We start from the raw sequence: 12,652 nt of genomic DNA on the forward strand, positions 1-12,652 counted from the left end.
AAACAGTCGCGCTTCTAAGGATTTTGTGAAGGAGAATGATTATATATGGCAAACTTATCAGATTCCCAGATTTTACAGTCACTTTTGCATTTAAGCGATCAGCAGGTTGAAACTGCATTTAAGCATAATCCGAACCTGCTGCAGCTAATTGCCACAAAACATTTAGACCGTTCATATTTAAATGATGAACAGCTTGAACAGTGGAAACTGATCCGTCAGCTATATTACCGTTGTAATGACGAATCACTTAACTTTGGTCGAAAACTAATTGACATTGATGACTTCACTGATCGATTAAAGCAATATTATCACGGGAAACGTTATGAAGAAGCCATTGTATACGGCATTCAGGGTGATGGTAAATTAGTCGATTATGTATCCGTTGGAAACGGGAGAGGTGAAAAGGCGGTCATTAACGTCCAAGCAATTGTTGAATTTGCTGCTGAATCACGTTCTGATGCGATTATTTTTGTTCACAATCACCCATCACCAGTAGATAGCGCTGAGCCTTCTAAAGAGGATATTGAGACCATGAAACTTATAAAGCAACTCCTTGATATCTGTGGCGTTCCATTAATTGATAGTATTATCTTTTCTGGGAATGATAGCTACTCCTTTGCGCTTGAAACTGACCTTCTTGGTAAGAACTTTAAGGGACATTCAAGACATTCAAAGGGGGACGCCTAGTTTGCTCACGCACCTAAAAAATGTATTTGGCAGACCGGTTATTATCATCTATGCATTAATGGCTGGAATCATTCACTTTATTTTATTACAAATTCCGTTTAACTTCGGTGGCAAACTAATGCCTAGTAATATGATGTTGATGGTTAATATGATTTGCTTTCCATTCTGTTATATGGATCTTAAAGTAATCCCAAATTTAAAGCTTGAAGAAATGTGGCATGATTTCAGATTATGTTTGAAAGATCCCGATAAATATGGGACATTTTTTAAGTGGTACCTGATATGCATACTATCAATTCCAGTTTATCTGTGTTCATTCTTCTTAGGACCACTAGTAGTCATCCTAGAGATTATTAATTACTTAATTATACGTCGAGAATCTAATCAAGGTAAGTAAGGGAGCGGACTATATTGAGAAAAAATGACAATATCTATATTTTGGTTGTAACTGATGATGATGGATCAATTTCGATGCCAATGGAACTTACCGTTGGAGCTGATGGGGTTAACATCCCACCCTACGTTGTATCTGCATTTGCAGTTAAAGCTAAAGACGGCATAATTAGAATTCCATTGAGCGAAGTTGGTGAAATCAAGACTGCTGAATTGAACGAAGATGCTATGATTAAGCGCCGACTTGATGGATATCGGCCATTTTTTGCAAGTACATCCACTGAAGTTGCCCGCTTCTTTTTGAGTAAGGACAGATTAGATCACCGTAAGTTAAACTATTTGGTATACCTTGCCTTTGTTGAATATCTAATGGTCCATAATCACAGCAAGGACAATATTAAAAAACTTTTGTTCAGCCGCAGCATTTCAGTTGAAGGGTATGGCCCTAATTGCCTGCGTCAATTGTCTGTCTCCAAAGATATTCATGGAAATTATCGGCAGCTTGATCCAAATCATGCTGATGATGGGCTAGATAGCGACATCATTAACATATTGAATCGGGTTTGGCATCGGTATCAAAATGCCAGCGCCGATAAGTTGGAGAAGTTGATTGCGGGGACCTATGCAATGACATTTGCATGGTTTAGCCAGGGTGAATTAGATATTAATACCATGAATCCGAATGACATCTACCAATGTTATGAAGAAGATAAACGATAATTTACTGTTTGGCTATATCCATATATAATATAGATAAATGGGGGGAGATTTTTAATGCTATACGCAATTATAATTATTTTAGCAATTCTCTTCGGAATTTATATTTGGAGAGCTAGTAAGCATCAACAACGGCAAGCTGAAAAGGTTCAGCACCGAGTTGATGTGATTCAAGATAGTGATGACAATGACGTTCAGTTAAAGCACTTGAAGCAACTGCTTGATTCGGGTGCAATTGATCGTGAAGACTATCAACAATCAAAACAAAAAATCTTAAAAAATAAAATTTAATAATTAGAAGATCGGCTGATGAGTATTGCTCGTCAGTCGATTTTTATTTACGGATATAGTTGTAAAAAAATCATTTTGCAATTTAATACATTACTTTTACAATCTATTTACTTTAAATTTAAAATGGTTGGCTATAATGAAGACATCATAAACTTAGGAGTGAAAGAGAAAATGATAAAGCCATTCAAAAAATTTGTGTTTGTTTCTGCAACCTCGTTGACCTTATTCGCCAGTGTTACTCCCTCACTAATTAACGCCGTTACCACTACTGCTAATGCTAGTTCAATTAGCACCCTTAAAAAGCAAGCTGGAAAGCAAATTAAGCTTTCTGGAGCTGTTAACGTTCGTGATCTTGGTGGTTACACTAATAGTAAGGGTCAAACCATCAAGGCCAAGAAGTTGATTAGAAGTGCCCAATTGAACAACTTAACTAAGGGCGATATTAAGAAGTTAACAGATACATACCATGTTGGCGTCGATGTCGACTTTAGAACTCCCAAGGAAGTTGCTAAAGCCAAAGATCCTAAAATCAAGGGCGTTAAGTACGTTAAGGCCCCAGTAGTTTCCGACAAGGAAAACGAAGAAGACATCAAGGTTTATAATAAGGATGGGGAAAAGGGAATGATTCTCTACTACACCTACTTTATTAATAAAACTGGACGGACTGAATATCGAAAATTATTTGATGAATTATTAAGTGCTCCTGATAATAAAGCCGTTCTTTACCACTGTAGTTACGGAAAGGATCGGACTGGTTTCGCTACTGCATTAATTTTAACTGCATTAGGTTTTGATAAGAAGACCATCTACAAGGACTACCTTCTTTCCAACAAGTACCGTGCAGCTGCTACTAAGGCTGATTTAGCTGAAATGAAGAAGAACGGTTCATCCGCTAAGGATATTAAGAATGAATACTACAACGATATCGTTGAAAAGCCATATCTTGATAAGGCTTATTCACTTGCTGAAAAGAAATATGGTTCAATGATGGGCTACTTGAAGAAGGGGCTCGGTCTTACGAACGCTGATATTCAAAAGCTACAAAGCAAATATTTAACTAAGTAATTATTAACTAATCCATTTAAAAAAGCATTGCAGGATTTTATTCCTTGCAATGCTTTTTATTATCCAATTGCTTTTTTAATTTTCGCAACTGCATCTGCTAATGCAGCTTCGTCAATAATTAATGGTGGTAATAATCTTAACGTGTTGCCCCGTGCAGAGAGGGTTAATACTCCATCATCTTGGAGTTTCTTGATTACATCGCCGACCTTAACATCATCAGTCAAATGAATTCCGATCATTAAACCAGTGCCAGAAATACTTTTAACGTGGTCGAGTGGTTTGATTTCATTATTTAGCATTTCAGCTAATTTAGCACCCTTAGCTTGAACCGTTGCTAAAAAGTCTGGAGTTAGTTGGTCTAAAACAGCGTTGGCTGATGCCATAACGACCTTGTTACCACCAAATGTATTTCCGTGGTCACCAGGTTGAAAGGCCTTTGCAACGGATTCCTTAGCCAACATTGCACCAACGGGGAGCCCATTGGCAAGTCCCTTAGCAACCGTAATGATGTCTGGTTGTAAGTCGAATTGTTCGAATGCGAATTTGTATCCAGTCCGTCCCATCCCTGATTGCACTTCATCAATGATCAAGAGGGTGTTGGTTTCATGACACTTAGCTTGAACGGCTTGTAGCCATTTTTTATTACCAACGTTAACGCCACCTTCACCTTGAACGACTTCTAAGATGACTGCGGCAGTTTCTTCAGTAATCGCTGCTAATGAAGCATCGTCATTGTATTCTTCGAACTTAATGTCTGGAACCAATGCAGCGAAGCCATCCTTAATGTGAGGGTAGCCAGTCATGGAAAGTGATCCGTAGGTCCGACCATGGAATCCAAAGTTGAAGGCAACGATTTGGGATTTGCCAGTGGCTTTCCGTGCTAACTTCATTGCAGCTTCGTTGGCTTCGGTCCCAGAGTTACAGAAGAATGCTTGATAACCTTTTGGACAAAGCTTTTCAGCTACTTGTTCGGCCTTGCTATTGACATATAGATTAGAGATATGCCAAATGTGGTCAACTTGTTTTTTAACGGCATCCTTAACCTGTTGGTTACTGTAACCGAGGTTACAGACCCCGATTCCAGAAGTTAAATCAATGTATTCCTTGCCGTTTTGATCGATTAAATGGTAGTCATGACCATCAACTGGTTCGATCGGAAATTGTGCGTATGTGTTAATTAAACTTGTCATTAAATATTTCCTCCTAATTTACGATTGCGGTGCCGACTTTACTTAAGTCGTTCGTGATTGAGACGTGCTTGATGCCATTATCAACGGCCTTGAATGCAGCATTGACCTTTGGAATCATTCCGTTGACTAACTTTTGGCTTTCAACGAGTTTAACTGCGGTTTGGTGGTCGAGTTGACTTAACACCTCGTCATCTAGCATTACCCCAGGAACGTCAGTTAATAGGATCAATTGGTCGGCGTTGACCATGCTAGCAATTGCTTCGGCAGCCATGTCGGCGTTCACATTGAGCTTTTGGCCTTCCGGACCAATGGCGATGGATGAGCAAAGACCAACTGATTGGTATGTCATCACATCGATGTAGTTCGCCTTGACCTGATTGATTGCACCAACTTCACCATAGGTAGCCTTATCAATGTAGTCACCCAATAAAAATGGGTAGTTATCAGAATTCATCATGGTACTTTTAATGCCGTGGGCGCTAAACTGTTTGTGGAGTTCTGGTTGAATGATGCGGTTTAAAACGTTGCTCGTAATGTCCATCATCTGTTCATTAGTGACCCGAATCCCGTTGATTTTATGGGCTGGTTGACCGATGAATTTACCACATTCAGAAATGAGGTTACCCCCACCGTGAACGATTAAGACCTGTTCGCCTTGTTCTTGAAGGGTCTTAATTGAGTTGAAAAAGTCTGTGGTTAAGTTCTTAACCATGTTACCACCAATTTTAATTACGATCATAATCATTACTCCTCGTATGCTGCGTTGATTTCAACGTATTTATAAGTTAAATCACAGCCCCATGCAACGCCACTGTAATTACCAGCAGCTAGATCTACTGTGATGTTGATTTCATCATTTGCAAGTTGTTTTCTAAGTGCATCCATGTCGATATCTTGAAGTTGACTGTTCTTAACGACTTCAGTGCCTTCAATGCTAATTGCTAATTGGTCCAGGCTGATCTTAGCTTCGGTCTGGCCGAGGGCTTGAACAATTCTTCCCCAGTTAGCATCTTCACCGAAAATCATCGCCTTGATTAAGTTGGAGCCAACGATTGCTCTTGCAACGTGGTTGGCATCTAATTGACTAGCAGCATGGTTAACGTCTGCTTCGATTAGTTTGGATGATCCTTCACCGTCACGGGCAACTAACTTTGCGAGACCAGTGAGGACGTAGTTGAATGCGTTCACGAATTCATGGAATTCTGGATGGGTAGCATTGAGGGGGTGATTACCCGCTTCACCATTAGCAAGGGCGATTACCATGTCATTGGTGGACATACAACCGTCAACTGTAATTTGGTTGAATGAATTTACGATCTTAGCACTGAGGATCGATTGGAGGACTGATCCTTCAATGTTTGCATCGGTCGAAATAAAGCTAAGGGTGGTTCCCATGTTCGGATGGATCATCCCAGACCCCTTGGCAAACCCAGTGACGGTTACGGTTTGACCATCAATTTCAGTTTCGACACAAATCTTCTTGGAAGTGGTATCTGTGGTAATGATTGCTTCTGGAGCGTCCGTGCTATCAGAGAGGGTGAGATGATTTAAGCCATTTTCGATAACGTCCATTTGCAGTTGCTTGCCAATGATTCCAGTGGAGGCAATTCCGATTTCATCTGGTTTTACGTTGAGCTTATCTGCAACCCACTTGGCTTCGGTGTTCACGTTTTGAATTCCCTGTTCGCCAGTAAATGAGTTTGCGTTCCCACTGTTGACCACGACGGCCTTTAGCTGATGCTTAGCATTAATGTGTTGCTTAGTTACTTGAACGGGGGCTGCTTGAAATTGATTCTTGGTGTAGACCCCAGCTGCAGCACATGGTTGATCAGAAACGAGCCAACACATGTCTAATTTCTGATCAGCTTTAAAACCAGCGTGAACGGCACCAGATTGGAAGCCCTTAGGCCATTTAAATGCGATGATTTTCATATTGGATCCTCCTATGGTAATACTGGGGTTAATTTAAGCCCGTAGTCAGCGTCAAATGCAAAGAGTTGATTGAAGTTTTGGATGGCTTGGCCCGCAGCACCTTTGATCATGTTATCGATCACACTGTCGACCAATAGGTACTTAGTAACGGGGTTGTAACTAAGTCCGATGTGGCATTCATTGGTACCAACGACACTCTTAACGGTTGGTAATTCGGTTGTAGAAACCTTTACGAATGGATGATCTTTGTACAACTTAGCAAATTGTTCTTGAATCGTTTCTTCGCTTATTCCATCTTTAATCTTTACATAGATCGAACTCATAATCCCGCGGTTGAACGGTGCTAGGGTGGTCATGAATTGGATGTGGTCAATCTTTGGATTCCATTGCTTGAGCATTGCCATAATTTCTGGGATGTGCTTATGTTCATTTGGCTTGTAAATTTGCAGGTTATCATGGGCTTGTACGAAGTGGCTTGATTCAGTCAATTTCTTACCAGCTCCCGATAAGCCAGATTTTGCATCGATGACGATGTTATCAAGATCGGCGATATCCGCCTTGATCAGTGGAGCGAGCCCTAATAGCACTGAAGTAGCGTAACAACCTGGGTTAGCGACGTAATTCTTACCAGGGTTGTTAGTAATATCTGCGAGACCATAATAAGCGTTGTCTAATTCGGTTTGTGGAGCAGCTGGTTTTTGGTACCACTTTTCGTATTCCTTTGGATCCTTTAGCCGAAAGTCGCCTGATAGATCAATTACTGGAAAGTCGGCAGCAAAGAATGGTTCAGCTAGCTTAGAAGTAATGCCAGCTGGTGTTGCAAAGAAAACGGCATCGTTTTCAGTGATGATTTGCTTCGCATCATATGGTTTAACCGCTTTAGTGTAGTAAGCGTATTGTGGGGCTAGTGTTTTCAATGGAACGGATTCCTTAAGATCATGTTGATAAATATTGATTTTAATGATGCCGGGATGCTTTTGAAGGAGTCCGAACAATACCATTCCTGCATAACCTGTGATTCCAATAATTGCAACGTTCATTTTAAAACAACCTTTCGATTTCTAAATTTTGGGAATATACATATTACCGAGCGTAGCGGCGATGATGGCCTTGATTCCATGTTTTCTGTTTTCTGCTTCGTCGAATTGGCGAGCGTATTTACTGTTGAAGACTTCATCGGTAATTTCTAATTCACTGAGGTGGTATTTTTCGAAGACTTCTTGGCCCACTTCAGTATTTAAGTCGTGGAATGCTGGGAGACAGTGCATTACGATTAATTTTTCATTATATCCATATATGTTACCGGTCTTTTTGAGGGCACTCATGTTAACTTGGTATGGTTTTAACAGATTGATTCGTTCTTGCCAGTTATCTTCACCCATTGATACCCAAACGTCAGTAGTTACTACGTTGGCACCCTTTAAACCACTGTCAAGATCAGCAGTGATTTCAATCTTAGCACCACTTTCATCGGCATACTTCTGTGCGATTTTGATTACATCGTAGGCAGGGGTTAATTCTTTAGGGCTAACGATGGCAACGTCAATACCGACCATTGCACAACCAACGAGGAGGCTGTGGGCAACGTTGTTACGACCATCACCGAGGTAGGCGAGCTTCACACCCTTGAACGAACCGAAGTTTTCCTTGATCGTGATCAAATCAGGAATCGTTTGGGTAGGGTGCCATTCATCAGTTAGACCGTTCCAAACAGGAACGCCCGAATACTTAGCCAGTGTTTCAACGTCTGATTGCTTGTAACCACGGAATTCAATTCCGTCATACATACTACCCAATACCTTAGCAGTATCGGCAACTGATTCTTTGTGTGAAAGGTGGATATCATCCTTCCCCAAGAAAACGGGGTTAGCACCAAGCTCAAATGCAGCAGTGGTGAATGCAGATCTAGTTCGTGTTGAATTCTTTTCAAAGATGAGGGCGAGGTTCTTACCTTCAAGGTACTTAGTGTAGTTATTTTGCTTTGCTTCTGCTTTTAAGTGGAGCCCGAAGTCAACTAAGTAGTTCATTTCGCTTGGGGTAAGGTCAGTTTCAGCAAGAATGCTTCTGCCATGGAATTGATTTGAAAAGAAATTGAATTGATTTTGCATAATGATTCCTCCGTTAAATTTAATATACAAGCTATATGTATATAATGTGCTTATTTAGAATTTATATTCATTATATTATCACTAATCATAACATTATTCAACTTTTTTGTGTATTTTTATGCCGTTTTATTTTAATTAATTGTATATATATACTAATAATATTCATTTTAACGGCTAAAAAGCCTTTATTATGCATACATCTTTATTCATTCAAATCAATTGTGTTGATTTTTGAATGGGCGTAAGTTAGGTGATGAGGTGAATAATAATGAATATTTTAGTTGCAATTGCAAATGATAATTTTAAAATCGATCAAATTAAGCAGTTGTTTGATAAGGATCAAGCTTTTGCTAATGACCATCTTTACTATGATTTTGAAAACCCATCTGTTGATCTAGATCAAATTAACGTTATGATCGGCTATGGTCATGATGAATTGAATTACATGTTGGAAAGTGCCAACTCGCACTTAAAGTGGGTTCAAGCCCTTTCCGCCGGGGTTGATTACTACCCACTAAAGAAGATGCAGGCTAAGGGGGTGATTTTGACCACGGTCAATGGTATCCATGCTGAACCAATTGCCGAATCAGCAATTGGCATGATCTTAGGTCAATATCGCTTCCTATTAGAATCAGCTCGCAAGCAGGGATGGCTAAAGCCGACCCATAGTTTGAAGATGATTCATGGTAAGCATGCTGTCATCTTCGGCACGGGCCACATTGGACAACGGATTGCAGAATTACTGGATGCCTTTGGGGCGCAGGTGACGGGGGTGAACCACGATGGTCATTCCGTCGCTGGATTCGCCAACACCGTTAGTAATACTAACTTGCAAAATCCCTCCATTACCGCGGCTGACATCATTGTAAACGCGCTGCCACTAACCAGTGCAACTGAGGGAATATATAATGAAGCGTTTTTCAATTCTTTAACGAATCAACCGATCTTCATCACCATTGGACGCGGGCCTAGCACCAATACCGATGATTTATTGGCGGCGATCGATAATCGTCAATTAGGGGCGGCGGGACTAGATGTGACCGATCCAGAACCACTGCCTGCTGATCATCCGCTCTGGCAACGGGAGAATGTTTTGATCACTTCGCATATCTCAGGAATCCATGCTGAATATTTAGAAGAATCATTGCAGATTTTGAACCAAAACCTGGCGCAGTTTAAGCAGGATGGGACAGTGGCAGTTAATGAAGTAAATTATAATAAGGGGTATTAAAAACCATAAAAAATAAGCTCCATCAGGAATTTCCTGATGGAGCTTATTTTAATTTAGCGAATCGCTAATTATGATCGACTACTTAGTAGAAGCGCTGTTCAATTGAAGGTTACTCCAGAAGTAGTTGTTAGCAGGGGAAGTAGTGTAGTTCACAACCCGCTTGTTAACTGGTGACCATGAAAGTGAGAATGCGTTAGGAGCGTAAGCTGTTTGATCATTCATGAATTCTTGCCAATCCTTGAATTGTTTTACTCTGTAACTTTCGTTCCAAGCCTTGTCATTGTTCATGTTAGCCAAGAGTTGGTCGTTTTGCTTGTTTGCAAAGTGTCCCATGTTAAATGCTGCTGAGGTACCGAAGATTCCAGTAGGGGTTGGTTCACTATTAGTAGTGAAGGCACCGGTATAGAAATCAATCTTGTTTTGTTGTGGCTTTTGTAGGATTGCGTAGAAGCTGTTCATTTCCATTGGCTTACCACCAGCGAATTGAACGTTCAAGCCTAGCTTGTGCCATTGTTGCAATTCGTATTGTTGAATTGCAAGGGTAGTGCTAGTTCCTTGCATTGCACCGTAGTAGATCGTAAGTGGTTTCCCATTTGGTTGGGTTCTCCACTTGCCCTTCTTCTTGTAACCAGCTTCATCAAGGAGCTTTTCAGCCTTCTTGAAGTCGTATGGGAATCCGGCAGCTTTACTGTCGTAGTACTTCTTAAATGCTGGAGGAAGGAGCGTGTTAGCGTGCCAGCTAAGTCCGTAACCGAACTTTTTGTAAACTTGATCAAGGTTAAGTGAGTACATCAATGCTTGACGAAGGTTCTTGTTACCCATCTTAGCGTTCTTGTCGGTAACACTAACGCCTTCCTTGTTCGCATGACCAAGGACGAAACCGAAGTAACTAAATGAAAGGGCAGGGGAACCAACGGCAGTGTAATCACTCAACTTCTTGACTTGAGGATATTGACTACTTACACCACCAAATGCGAAGTCGTACTTCTTAGCCTTAAATGCAGCGGCGAAGTTACTTTGTGAAACAACTTGGATCGTGATGTTCTTGATCTTAGGAGTTGGGCCGAAGTAGTACTTGTTAGGAACCCAAGTAGTTGATTCACCTTGTACTTGTTTAGAAAGTTTGTAAGGACCAACGAAGATTGGGTTCTTCCGAACTTGAGCACTGGAAGCAAGCTTGTCAATTGGAACGTTCTTAAAGTATTCGTATGGTTCAGCAGCTTGCCACATCGTAGAATTACCTAAGTACTTCAACGAAGGTGGGAAACTATTGAACTTAATCTTAAGGACATTGCCGTTTTGGCCATCTGGGTATGTAAATCCGGAAATTGTCTTAGCCTTACCAGCGTGATATTCAGCTAACCCATCAATCTTGTTCATATCAGCTGAGTATTGTTGGGAAGTCGTCTTAGGGTTCGCAATGATTTCGTAGGCGTATTCAACGTCCTTTGCGGTAACCTTCATCCCGTTTGACCACTTAGCATCTTTACGAACGGTAACGGTCGCGGTCTTGGTAGCCTTATCAAGCTTCAAGTTAGCTAAACCACCATCAACAATCTTATAGTTCGCATCAACATTGAACAGTGCTTGTTGACCTGGTGAGTATACATCGCCATCTTCAGCATTAACTTGTAATGTAGGAGATGTAATTCCGGCGAATGGTGAATTATTAACTTCAGCAACTTTTAATGTGCTGTTGTTCCCACTAGTGGTTCCCTTTCCTGAGGTATTATAAGAAGTGGGTAAATCGGCATGCTTTGAGCTGCCGCTATTATTGCTGCTGTTTGAACACGCAGCTAACGTAAGTGCTGATAGCATCGCAATTCCTGCTGTCAGCCATTTTTTATGTTTAATCATAAACAATTCCTCCAATAGTGAAACGATATTTTTTTGAAACTAACTCATAAACAATGTTCACCACCTGTTATGTAAATCTATTAATTATTTTTTAATAAAAATATTATAGATAACATTCTAATCATTTTTTAATTAAAATTCAAGTGTTTTATTAAGATTATTTTTAATAAAGTTAAAAATAACTAAAAAATCGGGCGTTTGCCCGATTTTAGTGTGTTATAAAATTAAAAAAAGATTAGTTACCACGTCTTTGCATAACGCTAGTTGATCTTCTAACTGCTTGCCCGATGTAACTGATGGCAAGACACATGATCACCACTTCTGCAGCAGCTGGCAACCAGTTCCACCAGTATTGCGTAATGTTAGTAGGGTCACTGGCGTTTCCAATTAACGTCCCTAGTGAAGGAGTGTTCAATGGGAGCCCAAACCCAAGGTATGATAGTCCGGTTTCAACCCCGATATTTTCGGCGAAGGAAAGGGTCGTATCAACAATGATGAGTGATGAAATATTAGGCATAATTTCGCTAAAGATAATTTTTAGATTGCTAGCGCCAGAAGTTTTAGCCGCAAATACATAGTCGCGGTGCGCTTCTGAAGATGTTCTCGAACGAATTAGCCGAGACGTCCCCATCCAGTAGAAAATCGAAAGAATTAACGTCAACGTAATGGCATTGTAATGGGGAATGATGGTTACCAAAACAATGATGAACATTAGCATTGGAATGATCATCATAAAATCATAGAGTCTTTGCATTGCTAAATCGACAAACCCACCAAAGTAACCTGAAATCAGCCCGTAGGCAATCCCAAAGGTGGACGAAATAATGGTCAAACCAATTGCGATACCGATTGAATTTCTAGAACCAACGATCAGTTGCTTGGCGATCGAACGCCCAGAAGCATCTGCTCCTAACCAATATTCTGGAGTGAATGGTTTGCTGAAACTATCCATGATGTTAGTTTGCATCATGGCACTTTGGTTGATGAAAAACGATGCGATCACCGTAAATAAAATAAATGATACTAATGCAATAAGTGAAATTAAGGCGAGTTTGTCGGCCTTAAATTCGTTCCAAATCACCCTCAGTTGGGAGGGCGAGGCATTTTCCTCAGCTTCCTTAGTGAGGCGTGCTAAATCATCAGCACTTAAGTTGTTAATGTTTAAAGTTTTGTTCTTCATT

General features: G+C 40.5%; 12 protein-coding genes. 5 read left to right on the forward strand and 7 right to left on the reverse strand.

The features are described from left to right. Nucleotides 1-45: 45 nt before the first annotated feature. The 4 genes from ACSYTE_RS01465 to ACSYTE_RS01480 all read left to right on the forward strand — a co-directional run bounded on the left by ACSYTE_RS01465 (nt 46) and on the right by ACSYTE_RS01480 (nt 3,153). Nucleotides 46-687, forward strand: a complete 642-nt coding sequence (locus ACSYTE_RS01465; RefSeq protein ID WP_491716955.1) for a JAB domain-containing protein — start codon at nt 46-48, stop codon at nt 685-687. Nucleotides 688-1,098: 411 nt separating this feature from the next. Continuing rightward, nucleotides 1,099-1,800 (forward strand): hypothetical protein, encoded by a 702-nt coding sequence (locus ACSYTE_RS01470; protein WP_491716956.1) that lies wholly within the window; start codon nt 1,099-1,101, stop codon nt 1,798-1,800. Between the two features lie 54 nt (nt 1,801-1,854). Then, a complete protein-coding gene (locus tag ACSYTE_RS01475) occupies nt 1,855-2,088 on the forward strand; it encodes an SHOCT domain-containing protein (RefSeq protein ID WP_491716957.1) in 234 nt (77 codons plus the stop codon). A gap of 171 nt (nt 2,089-2,259) precedes the next feature. Continuing rightward, nucleotides 2,260-3,153 (forward strand): tyrosine-protein phosphatase, encoded by an 894-nt coding sequence (locus tag ACSYTE_RS01480; RefSeq protein ID WP_491716958.1) that lies wholly within the window; start codon nt 2,260-2,262, stop codon nt 3,151-3,153. Nucleotides 3,154-3,212: 59 nt separating this feature from the next. Here ACSYTE_RS01480 and argD read toward each other — a convergent pair whose 3' ends face one another. Genes argD through argF form a run of 5 tightly spaced genes read right to left on the reverse strand, consistent with a single transcriptional unit; the run spans nt 3,213 to nt 8,383 of the window. Then, the gene (argD, locus tag ACSYTE_RS01485) at nt 3,213-4,343 is read right to left on the reverse strand and encodes an acetylornithine transaminase (RefSeq protein WP_491716959.1); all 1,131 of its coding nucleotides are present in this window, start codon (nt 4,341-4,343) and stop codon (nt 3,213-3,215) included. Between the two features lie 13 nt (nt 4,344-4,356). Continuing rightward, nucleotides 4,357-5,082: an acetylglutamate kinase gene (gene argB / locus ACSYTE_RS01490; RefSeq protein ID WP_491716960.1), complete on the reverse strand. Its 726-nt coding sequence runs from the start codon at nt 5,080-5,082 to the stop codon at nt 4,357-4,359. A gap of 5 nt (nt 5,083-5,087) precedes the next feature. After that, nucleotides 5,088-6,275, reverse strand: a complete 1,188-nt coding sequence (gene argJ, locus ACSYTE_RS01495; protein ID WP_491716961.1) for a bifunctional glutamate N-acetyltransferase/amino-acid acetyltransferase ArgJ — start codon at nt 6,273-6,275, stop codon at nt 5,088-5,090. Between the two features lie 11 nt (nt 6,276-6,286). Beyond that, complete coding sequence (gene argC / locus ACSYTE_RS01500; protein WP_491716962.1) at nt 6,287-7,315, reverse strand: N-acetyl-gamma-glutamyl-phosphate reductase; 1,029 nt, start codon at nt 7,313-7,315, stop codon at nt 6,287-6,289. 21 nt (nt 7,316-7,336) lie between these two features. After that, nucleotides 7,337-8,383 (reverse strand): ornithine carbamoyltransferase, encoded by a 1,047-nt coding sequence (gene argF, locus ACSYTE_RS01505; RefSeq protein ID WP_491716963.1) that lies wholly within the window; start codon nt 8,381-8,383, stop codon nt 7,337-7,339. 268 nt (nt 8,384-8,651) lie between these two features. On the opposite strand from argF, the gene ACSYTE_RS01510 reads away from it, so the two are divergent. Then, nucleotides 8,652-9,614 carry an NAD(P)-dependent oxidoreductase gene (locus ACSYTE_RS01510; protein WP_491716964.1) on the forward strand — a complete coding sequence of 321 codons (963 nt, stop codon included), beginning with the start codon at nt 8,652-8,654 and terminating at the stop codon, nt 9,612-9,614. 78 nt (nt 9,615-9,692) lie between these two features. On the opposite strand, the gene ACSYTE_RS01515 is transcribed toward ACSYTE_RS01510, so the two are convergent. After that, entirely contained in the window at nt 9,693-11,471 is a 1,779-nt protein-coding gene (locus ACSYTE_RS01515; protein WP_491716965.1) for an oligopeptide ABC transporter substrate-binding protein, read from the reverse strand. A gap of 235 nt (nt 11,472-11,706) precedes the next feature. Further along, nucleotides 11,707-12,651, reverse strand: a complete 945-nt coding sequence (locus tag ACSYTE_RS01520; protein WP_491716966.1) for an ABC transporter permease — start codon at nt 12,649-12,651, stop codon at nt 11,707-11,709. Nucleotide 12,652: the final 1 nt, after the last annotated feature.

The sequence above is a fragment of the Nicoliella sp. ESL1120 genome (genome assembly GCF_058508515.1).

Bases quoted from the DNA above. Each gene is read 5' to 3' on its own strand.
- ACSYTE_RS01510 (WP_491716964.1), top strand. From the start codon at position 8,652: ATGAATATTTTAGTTGCAATTGCAAATGATAATTTTAAAATCGATCAA.
- ACSYTE_RS01465 (WP_491716955.1), top strand. From the start codon at position 46: ATGGCAAACTTATCAGATTCCCAGATTTTACAGTCACTTTTGCATTTA.
- argD (WP_491716959.1), bottom strand. From the start codon at position 4,343: ATGACAAGTTTAATTAACACATACGCACAATTTCCGATCGAACCAGTT.
- ACSYTE_RS01475 (WP_491716957.1), top strand. From the start codon at position 1,855: ATGCTATACGCAATTATAATTATTTTAGCAATTCTCTTCGGAATTTAT.
- argC (WP_491716962.1), bottom strand. From the start codon at position 7,315: ATGAACGTTGCAATTATTGGAATCACAGGTTATGCAGGAATGGTATTG.
- ACSYTE_RS01480 (WP_491716958.1), top strand. From the start codon at position 2,260: ATGATAAAGCCATTCAAAAAATTTGTGTTTGTTTCTGCAACCTCGTTG.
- argB (WP_491716960.1), bottom strand. From the start codon at position 5,082: ATGATCGTAATTAAAATTGGTGGTAACATGGTTAAGAACTTAACCACA.
- argJ (WP_491716961.1), bottom strand. From the start codon at position 6,275: ATGAAAATCATCGCATTTAAATGGCCTAAGGGCTTCCAATCTGGTGCC.
- ACSYTE_RS01520 (WP_491716966.1), bottom strand. From the start codon at position 12,651: ATGAAGAACAAAACTTTAAACATTAACAACTTAAGTGCTGATGATTTA.
- argF (WP_491716963.1), bottom strand. From the start codon at position 8,383: ATGCAAAATCAATTCAATTTCTTTTCAAATCAATTCCATGGCAGAAGC.
- ACSYTE_RS01515 (WP_491716965.1), bottom strand. From the start codon at position 11,471: ATGATTAAACATAAAAAATGGCTGACAGCAGGAATTGCGATGCTATCA.